15 protein-coding genes, 1 tRNA gene and 2 pseudogenes are annotated in these 25,938 nt (G+C 49.8%); 8 read left to right on the forward strand and 10 right to left on the reverse strand.

The window, feature by feature from the left end; translation table 11 throughout:
- Positions 1-6: 6 nt before the first annotated feature.
- The 3 genes from DW082_RS14685 to DW082_RS04375 form a co-directional block, all read right to left on the reverse strand.
- Positions 7-624 carry a hypothetical protein gene (locus DW082_RS14685; RefSeq protein ID WP_220452638.1) on the reverse strand — a complete coding sequence of 206 codons (618 nt, stop codon included), beginning with the start codon at positions 622-624 and terminating at the stop codon, positions 7-9.
- Between the two features lie 54 nt (positions 625-678).
- A complete protein-coding gene (locus DW082_RS04370; RefSeq protein ID WP_220452639.1) occupies positions 679-2,925 on the reverse strand; it encodes a site-specific DNA-methyltransferase in 2,247 nt (748 codons plus the stop codon).
- A 308-nt stretch (positions 2,926-3,233) separates the two neighbouring features.
- Positions 3,234-6,005: an SNF2-related protein gene (locus DW082_RS04375; RefSeq protein WP_259335504.1), complete on the reverse strand. Its 2,772-nt coding sequence runs from the start codon at positions 6,003-6,005 to the stop codon at positions 3,234-3,236.
- A 433-nt stretch (positions 6,006-6,438) separates the two neighbouring features.
- On the opposite strand from DW082_RS04375, the pseudogene DW082_RS15290 reads away from it, so the two are divergent.
- A pseudogene (locus tag DW082_RS15290) lies at positions 6,439-6,534 on the forward strand (PKD-like domain-containing protein); the annotation flags it as partial.
- On the forward strand, positions 6,514-7,614 hold the full coding sequence (locus DW082_RS04380; protein WP_147386961.1) for a PKD-like domain-containing protein: 1,101 nt from the start codon (positions 6,514-6,516) through the stop codon (positions 7,612-7,614). The pseudogene DW082_RS15290 and the gene DW082_RS04380, both read left to right, overlap by 21 nt.
- Before the next feature lie 1,441 nt (positions 7,615-9,055).
- On the opposite strand, the gene DW082_RS04390 is transcribed toward DW082_RS04380, so the two are convergent.
- The 4 genes from DW082_RS04390 to DW082_RS04405 all read right to left on the reverse strand — a co-directional run bounded on the left by DW082_RS04390 (position 9,056) and on the right by DW082_RS04405 (position 15,490).
- A complete protein-coding gene (locus DW082_RS04390; protein ID WP_118457542.1) occupies positions 9,056-10,123 on the reverse strand; it encodes a metallophosphoesterase in 1,068 nt (355 codons plus the stop codon).
- Positions 10,124-10,143: 20 nt separating this feature from the next.
- Positions 10,144-11,658 carry a redoxin family protein gene (locus DW082_RS04395; RefSeq protein ID WP_147386962.1) on the reverse strand — a complete coding sequence of 505 codons (1,515 nt, stop codon included), beginning with the start codon at positions 11,656-11,658 and terminating at the stop codon, positions 10,144-10,146.
- 127 nt (positions 11,659-11,785) lie between these two features.
- The gene (locus tag DW082_RS04400) at positions 11,786-13,588 is read right to left on the reverse strand and encodes a LysM peptidoglycan-binding domain-containing protein (protein WP_118457546.1); all 1,803 of its coding nucleotides are present in this window, start codon (positions 13,586-13,588) and stop codon (positions 11,786-11,788) included.
- A 69-nt stretch (positions 13,589-13,657) separates the two neighbouring features.
- Positions 13,658-15,490 (reverse strand): hypothetical protein, encoded by a 1,833-nt coding sequence (locus tag DW082_RS04405; RefSeq protein ID WP_118457547.1) that lies wholly within the window; start codon positions 15,488-15,490, stop codon positions 13,658-13,660.
- 328 nt (positions 15,491-15,818) lie between these two features.
- Between DW082_RS04405 and DW082_RS04410 the strand changes: the two genes are divergently transcribed.
- Complete coding sequence (locus tag DW082_RS04410; protein ID WP_259335505.1) at positions 15,819-16,307, forward strand: ferritin-like domain-containing protein; 489 nt, start codon at positions 15,819-15,821, stop codon at positions 16,305-16,307.
- A gap of 226 nt (positions 16,308-16,533) precedes the next feature.
- Here DW082_RS04410 and DW082_RS04415 read toward each other — a convergent pair.
- From DW082_RS04415 to DW082_RS04425, 3 genes are all read right to left on the reverse strand, one after another.
- A tRNA-Asp gene (locus tag DW082_RS04415) sits at positions 16,534-16,607 on the reverse strand.
- Between the two features lie 103 nt (positions 16,608-16,710).
- Positions 16,711-17,247, reverse strand: a complete 537-nt coding sequence (locus tag DW082_RS04420) for an RsmD family RNA methyltransferase (RefSeq protein ID WP_101572864.1) — start codon at positions 17,245-17,247, stop codon at positions 16,711-16,713.
- Positions 17,234-17,998, reverse strand: coding sequence for a DUF3822 family protein (locus DW082_RS04425; RefSeq protein WP_118457551.1), 765 nt, complete (start codon positions 17,996-17,998; stop codon positions 17,234-17,236). Before DW082_RS04425 ends, DW082_RS04420 begins: the two co-directional genes overlap by 14 nt.
- Positions 17,999-18,174: 176 nt before the next feature.
- On the opposite strand from DW082_RS04425, the gene DW082_RS04430 reads away from it, so the two are divergent.
- The 5 genes and pseudogenes from DW082_RS04430 (at position 18,175) to DW082_RS14260 (ending at position 25,938) form a co-directional block, all read left to right on the forward strand.
- Complete coding sequence (locus DW082_RS04430) at positions 18,175-19,596, forward strand: ATP-dependent RecD-like DNA helicase (RefSeq protein ID WP_118457553.1); 1,422 nt, start codon at positions 18,175-18,177, stop codon at positions 19,594-19,596.
- 91 nt (positions 19,597-19,687) lie between these two features.
- A complete protein-coding gene (mutS, locus tag DW082_RS04435; protein ID WP_172970802.1) occupies positions 19,688-22,279 on the forward strand; it encodes a DNA mismatch repair protein MutS in 2,592 nt (863 codons plus the stop codon).
- A gap of 301 nt (positions 22,280-22,580) precedes the next feature.
- Positions 22,581-23,008 (forward strand): annotated as a pseudogene (locus DW082_RS04440) (Hsp20/alpha crystallin family protein).
- 303 nt (positions 23,009-23,311) lie between these two features.
- Positions 23,312-25,564: a pyruvate formate lyase family protein gene (locus DW082_RS04445; RefSeq protein ID WP_101572858.1), complete on the forward strand. Its 2,253-nt coding sequence runs from the start codon at positions 23,312-23,314 to the stop codon at positions 25,562-25,564.
- Positions 25,522-25,938 (forward strand): hypothetical protein, encoded by a 417-nt coding sequence (locus tag DW082_RS14260; RefSeq protein ID WP_147386964.1) that lies wholly within the window; start codon positions 25,522-25,524, stop codon positions 25,936-25,938. The genes DW082_RS04445 and DW082_RS14260 overlap by 43 nt, the downstream gene beginning before the upstream one ends.

Consider the following 25,938-nt stretch of genomic DNA (forward strand, 5'->3'; position numbering starts at 1 on the left):
ATTTCGTTATTCCTCCCACATTCGTTTATTGAATTCTGTTTCGATAAGCACCACTTTCCATTGCTCATCGTCAAGACGCAGATTCTCAAGGTTGTTATCCCCATTGATATATATTACATCAAACTCACGGTCGGCAGGATTGATGCGATATTTCGAAAAATAGGCATCCAGTGCAGCATTGCTCGTTAGAATATTATCTTGATTAATGTTACGCCATATAATCAGAGCTTTACGACCATCTGGTAATGTTCCTTCTATCTGACGAAAGCTATATATGCCATTTTGGTCTTTTTGCAAATCAACTGCACCCTCATATGGAGGATTAACAGCTTCTTTGGTTGAGAAGTAGGAGATTGAAGATTGACTATGAACAGAAAGACCAATAAGGTAATTGAAGGTTTCAACGACATCAACTTGTCTTTCTTTGCATTCATTCTTCTCTGTAATCTTCATATTATACTCAAATGGAGTGATGAAAGCCTCAAGGTTAAGCAAGCTGCCTTTTGATTCCATATCAAGCATATAGCCTATTAGGTATTCATCTCCTAAGTTGGATCCGAAGAATGAGCCTTTATTTTCAAGCGTAATATTAGAAAGAGCATCCTCGTAGCTTTCAAGTTTCACATATTTCATCATTTGGGATATGCCACTTATTCGATCAGTTGGATACCCATCTTTCTAATTTGATCCATATATCACTTTCTTAATACGTGGAAGGGTTACAGAATTAAAATACTCCCCCATTTCAACAAGAATATATTTTCTGTTACAATTATTACTTCTATTCAATTCAATTACAGCATGACCTGTTGTTCCAGAACCAGCAAAAAAATCTAAAACGAGTCCTTCGGATGATGAACCAACAATGATATTGTCTTCAACTGTATATAGACTTTTAGGATAATTGAAAGGATTGTTTGGTATTATGTTTTCCAAAATGTTAGTGCCTTTCGAAGATGCATCGTATTTATCTCCCACCCAAATTGATTTTGGAGTTACTTCAATATCAGCAAAATCATATTGATATACAGCATAACCATCCTTTACTTTTTTGCAAAATAAAGTACCATTTGAAATACCTTTTACGCAACTATCATATCCCCATCTCCAGCGAAGAAATTCTCCTTTTCCACTATTAGGGAGAATTGCATAGTATCCTTTATCTGTGTAGGATTTTATTACATCATTAAGATATGCATCGTTAAAAGAATCAGTATCTTTGTTATATATATTAATGTAATTATCTTTTGGAATCACGAAAAACTCTTTTGTCTCTGGATGAAAAAAGAAAGGGAAAAACATATAAGGTCTTTCATATCTAAATTTTCCTGTCCCTGTTCTTTTTAGTGGCAATTCCCTTAATGCTTCACCTCCTTTTGATTTAGAGAATTTCTTTGACAGTTCATCGTCAGATAGGATAAAGTTATATGTTTCAGCATATTGTTTGTTTTTTGCATATATGATTGAATAATCATGAGCTTGAGCTATGAATCCTTGATCTCGCCCTTTTGGATTTGTAAAAATCGCAATATTAGAGATAGCGTTGTTCGCTCCATACACAGAGTCCAAACAACAACTTAAATATCTCATTTCATAGTCATCGATAGCCATCTCAATAATTCCAGTATCTTTTAAAAGCGCTTTGCTATTAATTAAACGACTATGAATCAATGATAACCAGCTAGAATGTTCATAACCATTTTTATAAAGTATTTTACTTGCATCTGTATTATAGGGAGGATCGATATAAATGCAATCTACTTTTTCAGTATTCCCTTGAAGAAGCAAATTGATAGCTTGGTAATTATCACTATTAATCATCAACCCATTAGTTTTCTCATCTATATCATCTATAGACGCAATTAGACGATCTCGGAATGTGGTTGAAAAATTCTTTGTATCAACAATCAAGTTCTGATTCTCCTTCAAAAAATCTATGCTTGGAGGATTTGTAAATGCTGTTGTATGTAGATCTCCTTTGATTTCATCAATAGCATACATATCAATCCATTCTTGAATCTGCGGCTTGTTATCTGCTATCTCTTGATAGAACGATTCATCAATATGGTCGAGGGTGATACACCAATTTGTTTCCACCACAAACTTCTTCTTCAGCCAAAGTTTGCGCTGGAAATTCTCTATCTGCGCCAAGAATGTGATTATCTCCTTACCGATACGTTTTACCGCACGCACCTTTGCAAGATAACTTTCTGCACGTACTTCGTTATCTGTGTCAAGGTCATCGAGATGCATTACTTCGTTCTTGATAAAGAAGTCAAGTTCACGTGTGAGAAATCCACCTAAATCCTTATGAATGAAATAATCGAATGTGTTCTTTGCTACATATCCGTTGAGATGTTTCTGAATCAAAGTTACAGGTTTCTTTGGGTCTGTTGATGTTTGGTACATCAATGGCATCATCAATTCAGGTACACCAATAATATATTCACGAATTTTTGCATAGTTATCATCAACATAGTTCTTCTTTTTGTCTGCAGGTATGTCAAAGATAAAGCGAATGATTAGTTCCTTCGATTCAGCATTCCATTCGAATGTCTTCAATTCAGGCCGCTCATCATTTTCTGTATACAGCATGAACGCACGTTTAGAATCGTCAGTTTCCTTATTATTGTTCTGCTCGATTGTAGCATCAACCAAGCGAAAATGAACATTTATCCCTTCCTTTGTAACAAACGAATAATCCTTGAAGTTTTCAGCAGTCTTGATGTAATACTGGTCTTGGTTAGCCCAATACAGTTTTACTTCTTCACCTTCATAAGGAATGGCATAGACACCTTCTTTATAACGACGTTTAGAGATAAAATCTCCTTCGTCGTAGTAACGATTAAAGAATGAATATAGTGCAGAATAGACGTCGCTTTCGAGTGCTGACATATCTGAACCTTGAGATAATTGTTTCTGCAAAGCATATATTCTTGCTTTTTGGGAGTATTGTCTTGAAGAGCATCAATAGTCATACCCATTGATTCAACATCCGACTCTATCTTAGCCAACTTTTGCTTGATTTCATCAGTCTTTTCATTTGCAAATGGGGCGAGAATCTCTTGTATTTTCTTGGGTAGACGATTCTCGAAGTAATCAACAATCTCACGTTGACGAATATTGATGATTCTGTAAATACCGAAATCAAGGTCAGACTTATCTAACTCAAATATAGTTTTCAATAATGCGACGAAGCGCTTCTGATATTCATTCATTATGTTATTTATTAATTAGTTAGTACTCCAACGAACAATAAATAGATTGTCTGATGAAGTTGTTTGAATCATTTTTCTCTCAAGTTCAGCAACGAGCTCTTTTCTACGAACAGATATTTCATCTTCCCTATTTTCAAGTTCATTACGCTTTCTACGCTTCTGACGGCGCAAGTCCTCTGCTTTAGCTTCAAAGCTGATACGTTCTTCTATATTTTCAGCTTGGCGAGCAAGTCTTTCTGTCTCACGTATATTACGTTTTACCATATCAAGTTCTTGCTCAATACCATCAATAACATCACGTTCCCAACGATAGATTCTGTCTTCTTCCTCTTTGAAGAATGAAAGATTTCTGTTATCCACATTCTTTGTTGTTGTTACGATGTGCTGTTTTGAATTAGCATCCAGTCGAGAAACAATGGTATCGGGTATTTCGATATTCATCTTTTCAGTTCCACCGCAGAGGAATAGTTTTTCGGCTTCTTCTTGTGTCAAAAACTTGCCATCCTCAGTGAATGCAGTAAACAAGCAATATTGTTCGTCTTCAAATGATGAAATTTGAAGCTTTGATAAAACCAAATAGCCTGATTGGCATCTAAGATATTCAGGCAGTACTACGTTTATACCAGTGTCTTTATTGTTGAATACGATTTCACTGTTGCAGTTGTCTGTATCTAAAACCATAGCTTTGCCGAGGACATATTGAGCTAAAGGGTGAGAAAGTCGATACGGAGCACCATCTCGCAGTTGTGAGAGTAAATCATATTTACCGCACGCGCAATTCGCAACCGACTTTTTGAGAACGAAAGAATGTTGTTTATCATCGAATTTAGCTTTGCCATCAAGCACATACTTTGTTAATTCCCAAAGAATATGTTCATATCTATTTAAGAAAGTACTTGCTTCATCTTTTGCTACACGAAGATGTTCTTGCACGTCAATATCAAAGTTTTCCAAAATTTGATGGCGAGTATCTTTCATGCGTTCGTCTATCTCAACCTGCATATCAGTTTGAAGACGATCGAATGCTTCATTGATTTCTTCTTCAGTTCTACATTGCTGATAGATTTCCCAAATGCGAGTTTCAAAGTCGATAGCGTCTGCCTTACCGAGAATTTCATCAGAAGCGCCGAATATATCATCAAAAAGGTTGAATTTCTCGTTAAGGATATTGAATACACGCACATCTGCGTAATTCCTGATATTTACGAAGTTGACAACAACAACATCATGTTTTTGACCATAACGGTGGCAACGACCAATGCGCTGTTCAATTCTCTGAGGATTCCACGGTAAATCGTAGTTTACAACAAGAGAACAGAACTGAAGATTAAGACCTTCGCCAGCAGCCTCTGTTGCAATCATAATATCTGCCGATTCTCTAAAATAATCTACTAATGCCATTCTTCGGTCAGCAGATTTGATGCCACTAACTTTTGAAGGATTAGCTTCGCGCCAGTTTTTATATATTTGTGTTGTTTTAGAGTCAGAACCACGACCATTGAACAATACGATTTTACCTTCGTAGCCATTCGCTTCAAGATATTCTTTCAGATATGCCTGTGTCTTTGTAGATTCAGTAAATATCAATGCCTTTCGTGAAGCACCTTCTTTGGCTTGCATCTCAAATGATTTATCCAATGCTTGAAGAAGAGCTTCTGATTTGGAATCTTGCTTTATCTGTTTGGCTTTGTTGATAAATGATTGTAATAGCTCAATCTCAGCCTTTAGTTTATCAATGTCAATCGCATCCTCTTCCTCGGCTGATATATCTTCGTTATCATCAACATACAAATCTATTTCTTCATCATCGTCTATCAAATCCTCTGCTGTAAATAAGAGCATAGATGCCGTTTCGAGCATCTTTTCAAGACGTGATTTTATATTGGTCAATGTACTTATAAGAGCAAAAGTTGAAGAAGCCAATATCTTACGGATTATCATTGTAGTCAACTTCTTCTGCTGTGCAGGAACTGAGTAGATATCGTTTCTTCTGAGAAAATCAGAAATAGCTCGATATAACTCATATTCAGCATCAGTTGAGTCGAACTTCTGTGTCAGTGGTAATCTATTTGTATAATTGATATATTCTTTTACATCACGTCTCAATGTACGTTTATACATCGTAGACAATCGTGCACGAAGGTCGGTATTATTTTCTCCAGAACCGTATTCACTTCTAAATGATTTCTCGCTACCAAAAATATGATCATCAATTATGCTTGTCAAACCATAAAGCTCCAGTAATGAGTTTTGGAAGGGTGTAGCTGTAAGCAACAACTTCTTTGTTGTTGTGAGAGCATCACGAACTGCATGAGATGTTTTGCTTGATTGGCGATAAACATTTCTCAGTTTGTGAGCTTCATCAATGATTGATATATCGAAACCATGCATCAATATTTCATCCTTTTTACGAGCCACAAAATTATAGGAACAAATAATTGCCTTATTCTTTGAATATGGAGATCTGCCGTTCTTGATGGCTTCATTGTAGTTCTTGGTGTCAAGGATAATATTGTCAATACCAAATTTATCTATCAATTCTGTACTCCATTGTTTTCTTAATGCAGCAGGACAAACAATTATAATCTTTCGTTTGCCTATAGCCCAATATTGGCAAATGACCAAACCTGCCTCGATAGTCTTTCCTAAACCGACTTCATCAGCTAAAACGATACCTTTGGATAGTGGTGATTTGAATGCAAAGAGTGCTGCATCAATCTGATGTGGATTGATGTCAACAGACGCACTCATTAGTGATTGCGAGATTGAAGATAGTTCACCGCCCACAGCTTTTTGTGTAAGCAAGTTTGCGTAATACTTCGCGTGATATTTAGTTATCATACTAATAAAAAACTTCGTCACAAAACGCTTTAACAGATTTAGTCAGACGTAGATATGAAAGAGTATCCTTTTGATTCATCGCCTTCGACTACGTTATAGTTGAATGATAAATATTTTGCTCTTAGTTGACCTATTTATTAGGTGAATATGTTTGCGAAAATACACATTCGAACTTGAAAATACCATTATTTGTACCGTTTTCTTCTAAAAATCTACGGAATAGTTGGTAATGTGGAAATCTGTCCCTTCCGTTCATTTTAAGATAATTACTGATTTACCTGGAGTTCTACATTCCTAAATTAGCCCACATTTCTGAGTTTTTTGGTTCGTACTGTAACCCAAATTAGTGGACATGTGCTTTTTTTGAAAAACCGGCCAATCGATTACAATTGAACCGATCGTCGAGTATGCCGGTAACGATGCCGTGTACTTCTGGCGAATTGATGGGAAGACAGTGGGCCGCGATAAAACATATACTTACGAAGCCGGGAATGATTCTTTCACATTCTATATTGACTTTTCGATTACGACAGATTACGGCTCGGACGAATTGGAGATACAGGTGGATATAGTGTCTTTGCTTTCCCCAAAAATTTTACTGGCGGTTCCGGAAGAAGGGTATATTGTTCCTGTAGGCGTCGATCTGGAACTCAAACCCGAGGTAATCAATTCCGAAAACACCGAATATACGTGGACGGTGTACGGAGAGAAAAAAAGTGATCAAAAAGATTTCATATTCAACTCGTCGAAAATCGGTATGTATGAAGTGGTGCTTATTGCTAAAAATGCTGACGGTGAAGGGGTGTTAAAATTCAATGTCAAGGTCTGCACTTCGGAAGAGATGCCGTTCGAATGGATGTGGGAAACAGAAACATTCAACTTAACGATTGGACGTACGGCTTTTATACGCTCTTATTGGATTAAGAATGCTTTCGATGCCACCTATTCATGGCAGGTAGACGGCAGTGATGAGATTGTGCAAACCGGGCATGAGTGCCTGTTTGCCTACAAACCAGAAACACAGGGGACACATCCGGTAACTGTTACGATGAAAAACCAGTATATCGAGCGAAAAAAGACGTTTACGGTTAATGTTTATCCTCCGGTTCAGCCCAGGCCGATTACCGCTACCAGTAAGGCTACGGCGGATCATGGTTATTTTTTCCTTCTGGCGCCAGCCCAACACGTCAATCGCGGTAATAGTGAAACCGTAATCCCTTTTGCGAACCAAGCGGCGGTCAATGCTTTCATCTACGACCATCCCGGTTCAACCGAATTCGGAGCGTCACTCGGTGCTTGGGGCGGATATCTGATGGTCGGATTCGATCATAGCGTCGAAAATAGCGGCGCATACGACCTGGCGATTAAAGGGAATCAGTTTCCGGATTGGTCTGAGCCCGGTATCGTATGGGTGATGCAGGATGAAAATGGCGATGGAGAGCCAAACGACACTTGGTGCGAACTTAAGGGAAGTCTTTACGAGGCGGAAGGATATGTCCGGGATTACGCTGTAACCTGCTGTAAAGGAGGAATCTACGAGCCGATTATATGGTAAGATAATTTAGGCAATACCGGTAAAGTAGACTACATTCACAGTCATTATCCGCCTACGTTATATCCGCGTTGGATCGATACCGAAAGTTATACGTTGGTCGCTTTCGCCTGCCATCGGCTACAGAGCAGTCATCTACTTCAGGATACTGGGAGAGCAGGGATTTAGGCTGGGGGTATGTTGATAATTACAGCCTGATCGATATGTTTGTCAACGATGGGAATCCAAATGCAGGCTGGGTTGCTAGTCGCCTGAGAATAAGCGATGCCGTTACCTGCGACGGAAAACCGATTCGTCTTGATTTTATCGATTTTGTCAAGATACAGACTGGCGTCAACGCTACGGCCGGAGGCTAGGGCGAAATTTCGACCGAAGTCGGTGCCGTCCAAGATCATAATATGATAAAAAATCAATAATCATACGGTTGTTCCCATCTTATTAAAGCTTATAAAATCTACGGGTTTTATAAGCTTTTTGCATTTATGACTATATAGTGTTCTTTCACTTGCGACAGATGTCTTCCAGATAGTGTTTGACCCGGATGTATTCGCAGGATTTGGCGATAACGTAGCCGCCGTTTTCCGACCATTCGAACGGGGAGAGGTGCTTTCCGGCGAGTATGTTTGCCGTCTACGCTGATTTTAAAATACCCATTTTCAAACAGCGTTTTTAGTTGTGACTAATTTATTGTTGTCCTTTCAGGTGGGCCGCTGGCGTTTTTTGTTATTGGTTGCTTTTCATTGTATTACAAGGGAGTGTTTGTATCGGATTAGTCATATATCTTCTTTCAAAAGGCATCTACCTGTTTTTTATCTCGTAGGTTTCATATTTCCCGTCGAACATGCTTTGTTCCAATGGCTCCAGTTTTCTTTTTTCTGCTCAGCTTCGTTAAAGCCCAACGAACCATCCGGATTCTGATGTAAAGAGTATGGGGCGGAACATTGCTCCCGGTCTCGAAGACCAATGCAAGCTCGGATTTATTCCATACTCTGATGTCTTAGCTATTCAAATTTATAATCTTTACAGTTTATGAGCCAATTTTTTCAGGGAAAGACAGGGCGCTTCGACCTGATATGGGCTTGACATTTTTGCGAGTTCATACAGGGGCAGGCGATAAGGATTTCCTGAGCGAGGATGACAAAGATGAGCCTTACTCTGGAGAAAGGTCGATTCCGGTTAATGCCTTATCATTGACGCGGGTTGCAGGTCGTTGTTATCTTTGCGGTTTGTTGTCTTGCCAATGTTTATTTCGCTCTGAGAGGAGATGACTGGACGGATGAGCAAAAGGCAGAAATAGAATCGTTGCCGTTTCGTTACCTCGTCCTATTACAAAAAATGTAACGTCCCTATTTATTAGACTGTTACATTAATCTAAAGGCGTTCGATGACGAGACGGGCTTTTACATTCCGGGTAAGGCCGTTTTGCCGGAAGCTGCGGCCGGGCTTATTCGAGCGAGAACGAAAAATGGTCGTAAGGTTCCGTGCGCAGCGACAGGCCGACCGTCGACGGCGAGACGGCGAACAGCGGCGAGAACGTGTGAACGGTCACCGTTTTGCCGTCCGGATGGAATTCGAGTATCCGTAGCCAGCCGTCGCCCCCGTTGCCGTGCCAGCTGCCCCCTTCGGCCTGCGCGTTGAACATCATCTGGTTGACCGTGCGCCCGGCCCGGTTCTTATCCGTACGGAAACCTACGTGGCCCCGGTGCGACATTTCGTCTACCACGTGGCCGCAAAGTACCATCGACGAATTGGCCGACGGTTCGACCAGTTTTTCCCACAGGGCTTTCCCGCAGGTTACGTCCGTTATTTTGTAACCTTCTTTTTCGATCCGCCTGCCTTTTGAGTCCATGTAACTATGGGTCAGGTATATGACTTTGTGTTCGCTGTATTCGGGCTTGTTTACCAGTACTTTGGCTTCCGCTACGACGGCTGCCCGCGGATTGAATTCCAGCGAGACGATCAGAAACCGGTCGCCGCCGGGCGCCTGGAATTCGTACCAGGCGTTTTCGAGCGTCGGGATGCCCGCTTCGTTTTTGAACATACCTTTCAACAGGCCGGTGTACAGGCTCTTCCGGTTGGCGGGGAAGAACGAGTTCAGTTGGCTGTAACGGTTCTCGGCCCGGTCGAAACCGTGATCGTGGTTACCGGTGCACAAGATGTACGGAACCACGTCGTCGAGGATGCCGAACGCATCCGAGACGAACTGCCACTGTTTGTCCGAGGGCAGGTTGCCGTTTACTCCGTCCGGTACGGTACGCTGATTCTGTTCGACCAGGTCGCCGGTGCAGAGCACCAGCCGGATGTTCAGACGTCGCTTGTTCTGCTTGATCCAGTGCATCATCAGTTCGAACGTCGGGTGGTTGTAATCGAATTTGGTGTAGGTTTGCGGATCGGGTATCAATACCATGCACCATGAACTGCTGTCGCTCAGCGCTACCGGTTCGGGATTCTGCGCGGCGGCGAACGGCCCGTTCAGACAGGCCAGGATCAGCAGGATAATCAGTTTTCTCATCGCTGCGATGGGGGCTGGTTTTACAACAGTTTATCGATTTCTTCGACGATCCGGTCCTTCTCGCTGGGACGCGGTGCGTTGTGGGAAACGATTTTCCCATTCCTGTCGACTAGCATATAGTGCGGAATTCCTTCGATTCCGAATTGCGTATAAAGTTCGTTGATCTGCTCCGAAGTCGGCTTGTAGTGGATTCCGGTCAGCTTTTCGGCAAGAACCGTCCTGCGCCACTGATCGTTCGGGCATTGTCCGCAGAGGAATACGAAAACGACGTTCTGGTCTTGGTAGTGTCGTTGCAGTTCCAGCGAAAATGGCATTTCGGCCATGCACGGTCCGCACCACGGTGCCCAGAAATCGACGTAAACGACCTTGCCCGCGTGGTCGGCGACGATCGATTCGAACAGGTTCCCGCGGATCGTCGAGTCGGGTTCGATCAGTTGCGTTCCTTCGGCGGGTTCTCCGTTCAACACAGCGTTCAGTTCGTCGTTGGCGGCCTGCATTTTTTCGCGCATGTAGGCGTTGGCGAATTGTTCCGGCGCGATGTATCTGTTCAGGATATCGGTCGGTGCGTTGGGCAGCATCTCGAGGTAAAACCGGCAGCGGATCAGCTCTTCGGTGAATCCGGACGTTTCCTCGCTCAGGCGTTTTCGCAGGAACTGCAGCGCGTCGTCGTCGGATTTGATGGCCGGATTGTCGTCCATTTCGCGGTAGATCGACTCAAGCAGGTATTGATTGTACATATCCAGGAAGGCGGCGTGCTCCATCGTGACGATCCGGTTGTCGTCGGGATTGTAGCTTTTTACAAAGCGAATGAAATTCTTCGGCAGTTCCGGCGCCTGGGCTTCCGGATTTTGCTGTTTGATCACCTGACAAATGTTGGCGTAAGTCAATTTTGCCTGCCACGTTCCGTATCGCAGCATGTCTTCCACCCATGCGTTCAGCTCTTTGACGGGACGGTGCTCTTTGCGGAACCGGTTCCATACGTCGCGGTATTCCTGCTCTTTGCGATCGGCGAAGGTTTCGAACTCTTCCGGCGAATATTTGCGGATGGCCTGTTCCATGCTGTTTTCACCCGTGTATTTCAGCCGCAGCGGTTGGTAATATTGCTGTAGATCGGCCATATCCCGGTTCAGCGCCGCCGCGCGTTCGTCTCCGGCGAACGTGATGACAGACTCCGGAACTGTTCCGTCGCGGATCGTATCGTTCCAGACGCGGGCGTCGAGTTCGATGTAGAGGCTGTCGCCCGGAGCGAGGCACAGGCGGTGGGTCTGCCGGTAGTTCATCAGCACTTCCTGCGGGTAGCCCAGCAGGGTTTCCATGCGAAAGGCGCCTTTTGCGTCCGCCGATACTTTCAGCGTATTCTGGCCGCTCTGTTTCAGCAGGCCGTTGAATCCGAATCCGATGTCCTTACGGTCGGGATGTTCGTCGAAATGACGAATTTTGCCGGCGATTACGACGCGGCCGGTTTGCCAGGGATCCGCTTGCCGGGAACAGGAGCAGATCAGCAAGGCGGAGAGCAGCAGGAGTGTGATGCGCATGATACGATTGGTTTGATTGATCGCCAAAGATAGCACAATAATCCGACAAATCGCCCATCCGCGAGGACCCTCGGCGGATGGGCGATTTGTCGGTACTGTCCGGGGCTCGCTTTAGTTCGTCAACAAACTATTTGACTTCGATCGTGTAATTGTTATTGTAGCAAACGAGCGCCCACTCGTCGTTCTCGTATTTGTGTCCGGGGCTTTTCTGAACGAAGCGATAGGGCGTTTGCAGCAGCGGCAGTTCGGCACGGTTCAGGAACGACGCGAAGTCGGCCCCGTGCATTTTGATGCCGCCGATGAAAAGTTTCGCGATGTCGTACCCCCGGTATGCGTACAGGCTCGGAAGCGAATTGAAAGCCGATACGTAGCGGCGGTCGAAATTGAGTACCCGTTCGTTGCCTCGGTCTGCATGATAAGAGGTGACATAGCGCAGGTTCAGCTTGAAGAACAGGTTTCTTTCGATATTCTGCAGCCGGGCCCAGCGCGAACTCCCGATAACCCGGATCGCCGGATTCTTAATGCTTCGCGAAGTCAGGCTGTTTTGCACCGAACTGACGTAAGCCAGAATTCCGTCGATATTCGTTTCATCCGAAGCCAGCACGACGATCACGTTTTCTTTTTCTCCGCTGAGCAACCCTTCGAGGGCCGTTCCGCCCATGCCTTTGACATAGTTGAAGCGGTGCGCTCCCTGCGGGATCAACGGCTGTATCTCGGCCGCGAATTCCGAATCGTTACCGGTCGCAGAAATCACGATGACGTTTTTGTCTCCCGCGAATTCGTTACGCAGCTTGTCGTTCTTGACCGAGGGCCCCGGCGCGGCCTGGAACAGCAGCGGACTGTCGACGCTTTCCACGACGGCCAGCGGCGATACGACCGGAATGCCGTGCTGTGCGGCGAATGCCGCGACCGGCGGAAAACATTCGTCGTAGACCGGGCCGATGATCAGGTTGGCGTTTTGCAGTTCGGGCTGTTGCAGGATTTCGGCTGTTTCAGCGGCCGATTTGCCGGTATTGAACAGGTCGACTTTGACCGAAATGCCCGAGGTTTTCAGCTCTTCGAGGGCCAGCAGCGCTCCCTGGTAAAATTCCAGGAACTGGCGTCCCGACACGCCGGCTCCTTTCAGCGGGAGCAACATGGCCATTTTAATGACGCCGGTTACGTCGACCGGCCTGATCGATGCGCTTTCCGTTGCCGGTTCCGTTCCCGGATGCTGCGGCAGGGAATCCCGTACCGGTCGGTCGGTTCCTTGCTGCGGGATCGGGACACGCAGGATGCTTCCCTCTTTCAGTCCGTCTTTCAGGATCGGTTCGTTGTAGGCCGCGATCGAATCGACCGGCAGACCGAAGCGTTTGCCGAGCGAATAGAGCGTTTCGCCTTTTTCCACAACGTGGTGGGTGAAACGGTCGGATACGCTGTTCAGCGCGTCTTTGTAGGATTCGATCTGCTCCTCGATCTCTTCGGTGTCGCTTTTGCCCTGGCTCGCCTTGCGGATGTTGATTTGCTGGCCGATCGACAGGTGCGCCGGGTCGAAACCTTCGTTGTCTTCCATCAGTACGTCGAGTCCTACGCCGTAGCGTTTGGCGATCGAGTAGGCGGTTTCGCCCTGGTTGATGGTATGGATATCGAACAGACGTTTCCTTTTACGGTCGGAAAGCGGTTTCTCGGACGCTTTGACGACCGGGATCTTGATTACCTGGTCGGCCTGCAGACCGTCGGCGACGTGCGGGTTGCTCGCCCGGATGGAGTCTTCGTCGGTGTCGTACACTTTACAGAGCGAGTAGAACGTGTCTCCCGGTTTTACGGTGTGTACGTAGTAGCTCTCTCCGCCGATCGTGACGATGCTCGTCGATTTCTGCGTTTGATTTTGTGCCTGAACGGTAGCCGCGGCCACTATCCAGCAAACGATAAACAGCAATATCTTTTTCATCCCAGGTTCAAAGTTACCCGCAAAAATACAAAAAAAGCCGATACGACGAAAGCCGCGCGTCGTTCGTGTCTATTCGACCCTGAATTTTTTGCTTACTTCTACGGGCATCGGTTCCGCGGACGGCGTATCCAGATCGTAAGGGGACAGCGCGTAGCGGGTGCCGACTCCGTTGGCCGTAACGGTCAGCAGGTGGTCGCCCGGGGTCAGTTCTTCGCTGGAGAGCGAAACGCCCGTTCCGCCCGCCGCCGCCTCGACCGTCTGCCCGTCGATGGCTACGGTGAAACTTTCGGGCTGCACGCCGACGGTCGTCCAGTGTACCGATATTTTCCCGTCCTTACAGTGAACGGGCGCTACGGCCATGACGGTAACATCGTCCGCCTGCCCGTTGTAGATATCGACCAGCGCCCGGGTCAGGTTCAGGTAATAGAAACCCCATCCGCCGTTGTCGCCGCGGAATCCGGGGGCCGTCAGCGATACCGGTTCGTAATCGTCGCTGTATTCGACGCTGTAACTGTCCACGAAAATATCCTTGTCCGGCCCGTACCCGTGCGATCCCTGACCGGTAAATTCGTTGAATTGGTGCAACATTACCATGCGCGGACGGTGTTCGAGGGCGGTTTTGAACGATTCGAGGTATGTCCATCCGTCCCGGCGGCCCCATGCTTCGGGCGCTTTCCAGCCGTTTTCGGCGAAACAGGCCGGATTGACCGTCGTGCATTCGGCCACGTCTCCTTTATAGGTCACGGTCGGTTTCAGCGAACCGTCCATCCAGCTCCAATACCCCAACTTATCGTGTCCGGTCAGTTGGTTTTGCGACGACATCCAGCGGATCGTAAAGCGCGAGCTGTCTACCGGAGGATTTCGTCGGCGCAGGTCGTCGATCTGTTCGGCCGTCCATCCGAGCGTCTGCTTGAAGAACGGAACGCGGAAGGCCGTTTCGGTCTTGCCCTCCTTGACGCCCATGGCTCCCGTATCCAGAATGACGGTTAACGGTTTTCCGTCGTATTCGTACCACAATCCTTTGAAGCGGGGATTGCGCACCATGTATTGGTAGATCCAGTTCAGCTCTTCGTTCAGCGCTTCCATCGTCGCCGGGGGGCCGTTGCTCAGGCCCGGCATGATGATCGCCTGCGGAACGGGAAGACCCTCGTCGCGCATGTCGGTCATCACTTCGAGCGCCAGTTCGGTGTTGTGCACGATGGCGTTCACTCCGTCGCCGCGTTCGTCCCAGTGCTTGCAATCCCAGATATGGTTCGACCAGTCGAACAACACGGCGTCGGCGCCCGAATCCATCAGCCACAGCAGGTGCTGACGGATCACGTCGGGATCGGTAAAGTCGTAAAAGCCGACCAGCGGAACGGCCTGAGCCGTCGTCCACATGCTGCCCGGAGCGAACCACGGCTCCCATTGCGATACGAATGCGGTCGGATGTTCCGGTCGCTGCGGAATGTCGCGGCGGCGGACGTCGACGTCGATTTTATTGGAATGCAGTCCGGCGTTCGGCATCGGCCTGCCGGTCAGGTAGGGCCTGTAATCTTTCAGCCCGCACCACAGCGACGTGTCGCGCGGTACGGCCACCACCTCGATTTCGGCCGTGCCGACGTTTGGCAACGGCAGCAGCAACAGCGCCCTGCCGTTGCTGTCCGGAAATTCGTGCGATCCCCACCTGCGTCCGTTGACGTATGGCATCAGAATCACTTCCCGGACGGAATCGCCCTGCGAAGGCGTGTAGCTCGCTTCGATCTGCACGGTGCGTCCCATGTCGATTTGTTGAACATTGGCCGTGATTTGCAGTCCTTCGCGCTGCGAGCAGGACGACAGCCACAGGACGGTGCAGAGCGACAAAATTAATCGCGCAGTGCGGTCGGCGCCGTGCGCGAAACGGAAAGTACGGGTATTCATAGTTCGGTTCATTAAGGGTTCGAATGTTCGATAGATAAGGATAAAGGTAAAAAAAATTATCGGATAAACCGTCCGCCCATTCCGTTTTTTTGTACCCGGATTTTTTCCGAAGAGTCCGTCTCAGGTTTTTTGCATCTGTATTTTTCGGAATATTTCCGGATGCGGAAGGCGTAAAATGCGTATTTCGGAGGTTTTTGACGGAAACGGATCGTTCCGGACGTTAAAAGTGCTGAAAAATTTGTTATTCTGATGGGAAACCCGTACTTTTAGAATTATGTTTCAATGTAAAAATTATTGATTATGAGTAAAAAAAGAAAAAAGCATCGAATTGCTGAACAAAGCCGTGTCCGACGAACTGTTGGCTGTAAACCAGTATATGTATTTTCACTTCCGTTGCGACGATTACGGGTACGACCTGCTTTCCAATCTGTTCAAACGCACTGCGATCCACGAAATGCTGCATGTGGAACGCCTGGCCGAACGGATTCTGTTCCTCAAAGGAGAGGTGGAGATGACCCCGTCCGGTTCGGTCGAAAAAATCCACTGCGTGAAGGAGATGCTGAAAAAAGCGGCTGAAATGGAAACCGGCAGCGTGGACGATTATAACAACTGGGCCAACGAGTGCGGGGCGAACGCCGATTCGGTGACCAAGAAAATGTTCGAAGCCCTGGTCGGCGAGGAAGAGGTGCACCTCGACCAGTACGAAACGGAGATCGATAACCTCGAAAAATACGGGGACAATTACCTGGCGCTGCAATCCATCGAGCGTAGCAAAAGCGTCGCTACGCAAATGGCGGCTCCCGCTGCCGGCGAATAGCGATGCGTCGTTGATATCTGTTGCGAAGAGGAATCCACTGCTGGATTCCTCTTCGCGGTTTTAGGCTTCTAAGTAGAAATCAGAAACAAATTATAATGATTTTACAGGGATTCTTCCTTTTTGCGGAGCCGGGAATTTAGGGAGTCGTAACTTGTCTTTAAAACTCTATGTCAGAATATTTACGACAGAAATAAAAACAAAAAGCGCCCCGTAAGGACGCTTTTTGCGGTATGGACGAGACTCGAACTCGCGACCTCCTGCGTGACAGGCAGGCATTCTAACCAGCTGAACTACCACACCGTACTGATGTGCAATCTTGTTCCCTGATTGCGTTGCAAATGTAATGTAATTTTTCGATTCTCCAAAATTTTTCGAAAAAAATCAGGAATTTTTCAGCCAGCCGTCAGTCGCGTTTGAAAATCGAAAAATGTACGCTTCCGTAACTGCGGCTCTCCGCGAAACCCGGATAACGGCTTACATCCAGGTTCTTAGAGTGCTCCAGAATCAGCCATCCCCCCTCCCTGAGCAGGTTCCGGTCGAAGACGGCGGCGGGGATCGTCTCGCTCCCTTCGATGTCGTAAGGCGGATCGGCGAAGATGATGTCGAACTGTTTGGCGCAGCTTTTCAGGTAAAGAAACGCATTGGCTTTTACCGGATGGATATTCGTAAAACCGAAACTTTTGGCCGTGTTGCGGATATATTGGTGGTGCACGGCGTTGATTTCGACCGATACGACGGAAGCCGCTCCGCGCGAGGCGAATTCGTAGCTGATCGAACCGGTTCCCGAAAAAAGATCCAGTACGTCGAGTCCTTCGATCTCCAGGCGGCTGTTCAGTACGTTGAAAAGGTTCTCCTTGGCGAAATCGGTGGTAGGCCGCGCGCGCAAGTTCTTGGGAGGCTGGATAACCCGGCCCCGGTGGATGCCGCTAATGATTCTCATGGTTCAGACGGATCAGATGGGTGAAGTCGCATACGTTTTCGCTGCCTGCGACAGATCGGTTTACGGACGGGCGGAAAAGCCGCGTATGGCGGAAATAACGGGCCGCGGCGCGGCGCAGTTGAGGGGCGTCCGTCCCGGAAATTTCGATCCGGAAATTCGTTCCGGCATATATTTTTGTCAGGGCGCCGAGGTAATAAAGCAGGTCGGCGTCGCTGTGGCGCGGCAGGGTTTCGGCGAATAACAGCCCCCCGTCGTAGGCCGACAGGTGAACGAAGCTGCGGGTCAGCGCCGCCGCAAGCAGCGGTTTCCGGGCGTGCCGGACTGCGCTTTCGAGCAGCGGATGCGTATAAGCGAGCCGATCTCCGTAAGCCGAATGCAGGCAGTCGTATACTGTGCGTGCGATGCTTATCAGCGCGATCTTTCCGTCGCGCGGCGCGGTGGCGACCGTGCGGCGTTCCGCTTCGCCTGGAATGCCGGACAGGGTCATGTACCGCTCGGCGTCTTCCTCCCGGTAATATTCGGCCGGGATCAGGCAAACCCGGTCGGTGTCGTACAATACGGTCGCCCCGCCTTCCGGGCATTGCAGCGCTTTCTGTCGCAGCAGCGACCGCAGCGCGTCGGCCTGTTTTTCGCCGTGCGGCAGCGGGTAGGACGCCAGCGTTCCGATCTTTCCGCCGGACACCGGGCAGAAGGCGAACCTTCCGTCCGAAAACTGGATCAGCAGCCTGTCGGGCGCGTCGGTCGTTTCCATCGTTCGTGTAATTTCATCGTTTTAAAATACCGGTTTTCGACTGTGCCGCCGGAATAAATCCGGAAAAATCGTTTTCAACCCCGGAAATATTGACGTAAATTTGTAACGGTCGGCCGGCCGTTATCCGAAAGTCCGGATACTCCGGCCGTTGTGTCGTCCGCAACTCAATAACGCCCATGTTAGCAGAACATATCGCCTCCCAAATTTACGAGAATTTCGCATTCGAGCCAACTCCCGCGCAGAAAAATGCGATCGATCGCCTCGGCGGGTTCCTCTGCGGCGATGCGCAGGATCGGATTTTTATTCTGAACGGATACGCCGGAACGGGAAAGACTTCGCTGATCGCCGCGTTGGTGAAAACCTTGTCCGGACTTCGGGTCAGGACGATCCTGCTGGCGCCTACGGGGCGGGCTGCCAAGGTGATGAGCCGTTACGCCGGAGCGAAAGCCTACACCATCCATAAGAAGATTTACCGGCAGAAATCGCTGGCTTCCGAGGACGCTTCCTTTTCGCTCGACTATAATAAAGAGAAGGGGGCCGTATTTATCGTCGACGAGGCGTCGATGCTGTCCAATTATTCGTCCGACGGTTCGATATTCGGCTCCGGGCAGTTGCTCGAAGACCTGATCGCCTACATCCGCAAGGGCTGCGACTGCCGGCTGATCGTCGTCGGCGACAGCGCGCAGTTGCCCCCGGTGGGTCACGACGGCAGTCCGGCGCTCGATCCGCAGAAAATGAGCGTGTACGGGACGGCCGAAGCCGCTCTGCTGGACGACGTGGTGCGGCAGGAGGCCGATTCCGGCATTCTGTTCAATGCAACGCTCGTGAGGTGTATGCTGGAAGCCGGGATTATCGATATTCCGCTTTTCGACACTTCGTTCGACGATGTGGAGGCCGTCGACGGCGGGGATATCCTTGAGGCGATCCAGGGCGCTTACGACAGGTACGGCATGGAAGAGACGATCGTCATCACGCGGTCGAATAAACGGGCCAACCGTTTTAACGAGGCGATCCGCCGGCACGTACTGTTCGCCGAGGAAGAGATCGGTTCGGGCGATATGCTGATGGTGGTCAAAAACAATTACCACTATACCGGACGCGAGGAGGAGTGCAGCGTCGATTTTATCGCCAACGGGGATACCGCGCTGCTGAGACGCATCCGCAAGTTCGAAGATTTTTACGGGTTCCGTTTCGCGCAGGCCCGGTTGTCGTTCCCGGATTACGACGATCTGGAACTGGAGTGTAAGATTTTGCTCGACACGCTCGGCAGCGATTCTCCGTCGCTGACGCGCGAGCAGGGCAGCCGGTTGTTTTTCGCGGTAGCGGAGGATTACGCCGACGTTCCGTCGAAGGCGAAGCGCTATAAACAGGTGCGCGAGAATCCTTACTTCAATGCGATGCAAGTGAAGTTCGCCTATGCGGTGACGTGTCACAAGGCGCAGGGCGGGCAGTGGCGCTGCGTTTTCGTCGATAAAATGCTGTTCGGCGACGAACAGATCAGCCGCGACCTGCTGCGGTGGCTCTATACGGCGATCACACGGGCGACCGAAAAATTGTACTTTATCAATTTCGACGAGCGATTTTTTGACGGAAAATAGCTAATTTTACCGTCCGATCGATCCAATAAAATATAGAAGAACCTTGGCAAAAGAGAAAACCAAAGAGACCAAATACGTCGAGACGCCGCTGATGAAACAGTACTACGGCGTGAAAGCGGTGCACGGCGACGCCATCCTGCTGTTCCGGGTGGGCGATTTTTATGAAACTTTCGGCGAGGATGCGATCCGGGCCAGCCGGATACTGGGCATTACGTTGACGCGCCGGGCCAACGGCTCGGCTTCGTTCGTCGAGCTGGCCGGGTTTCCGTACCATGCCATCGACACCTACCTGCCGAAATTGGTGCGTGCCGGCGAACGGGTAGCGATTTGCGAGCAGCTCGAGGACCCGAAAACCACGAAGAAGATCGTCAAGCGCGGCGTGATCGAATTGGTTACGCCGGGCGTGTCGTATAGCGACAACGTGTTGAACTGCAAGGAAAATACTTTTCTCGCATCGGTTTTTTTCGGTAAGAAGCGCACCGGCGTGGCGTTTCTGGATATTTCGACCGGCGAATTTTATGCGGCCGAAGGCGACGACAAGTATGTCGACAAACTGTTGGCCAACCTGTCGCCGAAAGAGATCATTTACCAGAAAGGGTGCGAAGCCGAATTTACGGAAGCTTTCGGATCGCGGTACTATACCTACCGGCTTGACCCGTGGATGTTCGCCGAAGATGCCGGCAGGGAGAAGTTGCAAACCCAGTTCGGCACCGCTTCGCTGAAGGGATTCGGCATCGACCGGATGCCGGAAGCCATCGTGGCGGCAGGAGCCATTCTTTATTACCTCGAATTTACCGAGCACCGCGATACCAAACACATATCGTCCATCGCGCGGATCGACGAGGACCGCTTCGTGTGGATCGACAAGTTTTCGATTCGGAATCTCGAACTGTTTTCGGCCAACGGCGGCGAGGAGGGCCGTTCGCTGTTCGATGTGCTCGACCGGACTTCGTCGCCGATGGGCGCGCGGATGTTGCGTCGCTGGATATCGCTGCCGCTGAAGGATCTGCGGCAGATCAACCGCCGGCTGGACATCGTGTCGTTGTTTATCGGCGACGCCGCGCTGCGCGAAACGCTTGCCGGAGCCGTCGGCGTGGTCGGAGATCTGGAACGGATCATCTCGCGGATCGCCGTAGGGAGGGTGACCCCGCGCGAGGTGGTGCAGCTCAAAAATGCCCTTTTTGCCGTCGAAAAGATCAAAAATACGCTGGAACGCTCCGGGGCGGAGCCGTTGCGGGAGCTGGCCGACAAGCTCGACCTGTGCCTGCAGGTGCGCGACCGGATCGAGCGGGAGGTCTATCCCGATCCGTCGAACCAGATCCAGAAGGGGGGCGTCATCGCTTCGGGCGTCAACATCGAGCTGGACGACCTGCGTAACGTCGCGGCGCACGGTAAAGAGATTCTCGCCGGTATCCAGCAGCGCGAGAGCGAAGCGACCGGCATCCCGTCGCTGAAGATCAGCTTCAACAACGTGTTCGGTTACTACATCGAAGTGCGCAATACCCACAAGGACAAGGTGCCGCAATCGTGGATACGCAAGCAGACGCTGACCGGAGCCGAACGCTATATCACGTCGGAACTCAAGGAGTACGAGGAGAAGATTCTCGGAGCCGAGAGCCGTATCCTGGTGCTTGAGCAGGAGTTGTTTGCGGCGCTGCTGGCCGAACTGGCGCAGTATACCGCGCAGATCCAGGTAAACGCTTCGGCGATCGCGCGGATCGACTGTCTGCTGTCGTTCGCGTCGCTGGCCGTCGAACGGAACTATTGCCGGCCCGATGTCAACGATTCGTCGGTTCTCGACATCCGCGAAGGGCGTCACCCGGTGATCGAGACGCTGATGAAAGTGGGCGAGGAGTACGTTCCGAACGACGTGCTGCTCGACGACTCGTCGCAGCAGATCATCATCATTACCGGCCCCAACATGTCCGGTAAGTCGGCGCTGCTGCGGCAGACGGCGCTGATCGTACTGATGGCGCAGATGGGATGCTACGTGCCGGCGAAAGAGGCCCGTATCGGGATCGTGGACAAGATCTTCACGCGGGTGGGCGCTTCGGACAACATTTCGCAGGGCGAATCGACGTTCATGGTCGAGATGCTCGAGTCGGCCAGCATCCTGAATAATATTTCGGAGCGCAGCCTGGTGCTGCTCGACGAGATCGGACGCGGGACGAGTACCTACGACGGGATCTCGATCGCCTGGGCGATGGTCGAGTACATTCACCAGCATCCGACGGCGCGGGCGAAGACGCTGTTCGCGACGCACTATCACGAACTGAACGAGATGGAAGAGTTGTACGAACGGGTGAAAAACTACAACGTGTCGGTCAAAGAGGTGAACCGCAAGGTGATCTTCCTGCGGAAACTGGTGCGCGGCGGTACGGAGCACTCGTTCGGTATCCATGTGGCGAAAATGGCCGGGATGCCGGGGCAGGTGACCGAGCGGGCCGCCCGGATACTGAACGATATGGAGTCGGCCCACCGGGGCAAGCTCAAGGACAATAAGAAGAAAGCTCCCACGGTCGCCCAGTATGGAAGCAACGGCATACAGCTCAGTATGTTCCAGTTGGACGATCCGGTGCTCAAGCAAATCCGGGACGAGATCCGGGGGCTGGATATCAATTCGCTGACGCCGCTCGAAGCGCTCAATAAACTGAGTGAGATTAAAAAAATTACGGGGATTTGATTTGTATGACATGATGTTGTTGGCAATTAGTTGATTGTCAGTGAAAAAATGACATTGTTCCGGACATTTTTTCATAGATGCGTGACAAGTTGACAACTTGTTTGGATTCCGGCGCCGGGCATTCGTTTTTTTTTAATTTACAGAGTCACAGGACATAGCCGTTCGGGCAGCGTCCTGTGGCTTTTTGTTTGGTATGCGTGGCATATATTTTGAGTATTTTCTTTCCGGAACCGGGAAGAGAGAGCCCGGGTAAGGTTTAAAAGAATGTTTAATAATTTAAAATATTTGGGAGGACAAAACTATGATGCCTGTAAAAAAATCTCAGAATTGGTTACCGGGAATTTTCAACGATTTCTTCGGGAACGAATGGATCGAAAAAGCCAACAGCGCTTCGCCGGCCATCAACATCATCGAATCGGACACGGATTATAAAGTCGAACTGCTGCGCCGGGAATGACCAAGGATGATTTTTCGGTGAAAATCGACGCCGATAACCAGTTGGTCGTTTCGATGGAGAAAAAAGAAGAACACAAGGACGAGGACAAGAAGGGCAGGTACCTGCGTCGCGAATTTTCGTACAGTCGTTTCCAGCAGGTGATGATCCTGCCGGAGAACGTCGAAAAAGATAAGATCGACGCGAAAGTGCAGAACGGCGTGCTGACCATCGACATTCCGAAAAAACAGGAAGCCGTCGAAGCGAAGAAGGTGAAGGAGATCGCCGTCAAATAACGGCCGGCGGTTTCCCTGTACCGAAAGCGGAGAAAATTTCCATGCGGAAGTTTTCTCCGCTTTCCGTTTTCGGCCGGAGAAGTCGCGGGGCAGGGACGGGAGTGCGGCCGGCCGCGCGATCTGTGCAGGAAGAAGCTGTGGGAGACGGGCGGTCCGCCCCGGAAAAAGATCGGACGGAGACAGAATAATGTATTGCATTTCCGTATTTTAATTATTAACTTCGCCAAAAGGCGGTGTGCGTTTGAATGGGGGCGGGAATTGCCGCGTAAGAATTGACGCTAAAACCTATAAACCTGAAATACGATGAACAATCAAGAACGCATTTCGCGAAGCGAATTTCTGAAACGCTCGTCGCTCGGATTGTGCGCCCTGTTTGTGGGACTCAATGAAAAAGTGTTTGCCGGAAGCGCGCCGGCGAAAGCCTTGTCCGAACCGGGCGAACATCTCTATAACTGGGGGCAGGCGTGGCATCCCGAATCGCCGAAACGTCTCAGCGATATCACGCACCACTTGGCGCAAATGGGGCTGTCCGGTCAGCACGGCCGCAACATGCCTACCGTCGACTGGGAATTTCCCGAAGGGCGCGATGAAAAATTGTCGAATAACCGCAAATACGGCTATGCGGCTCTGAGCGTGGCGCGGAATGCTCCGTTGCGTATTCTGCCGGGCGAACTGATCGTCGGGTCGGCCACGCTGCGCGAAGCGGCGCAACACCGCATTCCGGCGCTGAACATGGGCTCGGTCAGCCATACTACCGTCGGATTCGCCAAAGTGTTGCACCAGGGGTATAAGGGGCTGCGGGCCGAGATCGACGAACGGCTGAGCCGGGGCGGGCTGGATTCGCACGGAACCGACCTGCTCGAATCCATGCTGATGACTCTCGATGCCGCTGCGCTGTGGCAGCAGCGCAACATCGCTCTGCTCAAGGAGATGAAAGGGAATGCGCCGGACAGCGAACGCCGGTTTTACCAGAATATCATCGATACGCTCGAAAACGTCCCCGAGAATCCGCCGCGTAACTTCCGCGAAGCGGTGCAGTCGCTATGGTCGCTGTACGCTTTTCACCGGTTGATGGGCAACTGGTCGGGGATCGGGCGTTTCGACCAGATGTTGTGGCCTTATCTGGAGGCCGACCTGCAGAAAGGGAAGATCACGCTGGACGAAGCCCGCGAACTGATCGCCCATTTTTGGATCAAAGGAACCGAGTGGATCGGCGAATTCAACGGTTCGGGGGATGCCCAGTTCTATCAGAACATTATCCTCGGCGGGATCGACAAGGACGGGAACGAAGTGACCAATCCGATTACCTACCTCGTCCTGGATGTCGTCGAAGAGTTGCATATCAGCGATTATCCGATCGCCGTGCGTATCGGCGACCATACGCCCGAGAAACTGTTCCGCCGGATTGCCGAGGTGCAACGTTTCGGCGGCGGGATCGTTTCGATGTACAACGAGAATACCGTGATCGACGGGTTGGTGCAGTTCGGCTATCCGCTCGAAGAAGCTCGCGAGTTTACCAACGACGGTTGCTGGGAAGCGATCATTCCGGGCAAGACGGCGTTCATCTATTCGCCTTGCGACATGATGCAGCCGTTGTTCCGCGCACTGAACCTCGATAAGGACGTTCCGCTCGAAGCGGACGATTTCGAAACGGTCTACGGCCGTTTTACGGCGGAACTCGGCCGGGAGATCGACAATCTGCAAAAAGCGCTGGACGGCAGTTGGAACGATCCGAACAACCCCAATCCGCTGGTGTCGATGTTCGTCGAAGGATGCATCGAGAAGGGACGCGGTTATTACGAGCGCGGCCCGAAATATACGGTCAACGGTATCCACTACGGCGGAGTCAGCGATACGGCCAACAGCCTGCTGGTGCTGAAAAAGCTGGTTTTCGAAGAAAATTACATCGGGCTGAACCATTTCGTCAATATCCTTCGTCACAACTGGGAGGGCAACGAGGGCCTGCGGCGACTGGTGCAGAACCGTTTTACGTTTTATGGCAACGACCACGCCGAGGCCGACGATATGATGAAACGGGTGTTCGACGACTATACCTCGATCGTCGGCCGGGTCAAGGAGCGCAACGGACTGAAACGTCCGTGCGGAATCAGTACGTTCGGTCGCGAGATCGACTGGCGGATGGCGCGGCGGGCGACACCCGAAGGCAGCCGCGTCGGGGATATCCTGGCGACGAACTGTTCGCCGACGCCCGGCAGCGACCGCAAGGGGCCGACGGCCGTGCTGAATTCGTACTGCAAACTCGATTTCACCCGCTGTCCGAACGGCGCTACGGTCGAACTGAAAGTCCTGCCCGATTCGGTCAAGGACGAGAACGGGATCGCCGCGCTGGTCGCGCTGGCCAAGACGTTCCGCGAGAAGGGCGGTTTCTACATGCACATCGACGTAGTCGATTCGGCGACGCTGATCGACGCGCAGATGCATCCGGAGAAGTACCCGAACCTGCCGGTGCGCGTAGCCGGATGGTCGGCCCGTTTCACGACGCTCTGCAAAGAGTGGCAGGACATGGTCATCCAGCGGACGCAGCAGATCGTGTAACGGGCGATGTTTGTGAGCGGCGATTAAAAAGGCAGGTTGTCGCTTTTTCTGCGACCGTTTATTTTCAGGGCAATTCCGCTTCTTCGGATCTGCTGCTTGCCAATGTCGAAGCGTTGAGTGGAGATGAAGGGGTGGATGATTGTGATATTTTTACATACGTGCGTGATGCCGTGGAAGATTATTCCAAGCCTACAGAAGTAACTACTTACTTAAGTGGGGATGGAACAATTGTCGTTACTATTGGAGGAATAGATTTTCCCATTTCCGGAGATGGAAGAGTCGGTGTTACTAAAACAGTGCGTTATGGAATATGTCCTTCTAAAGATAATAACTGCTGTGCTAAATCACATTTGAGTGTAATACAGGAATTATAA

Origin of the sequence: Alistipes sp. AF48-12 (assembly GCF_003477565.1) — a bacterium.
Taxonomy (GTDB): Bacteria; Bacteroidota; Bacteroidia; order Bacteroidales; family Rikenellaceae; genus Alistipes_A; species Alistipes_A hominis.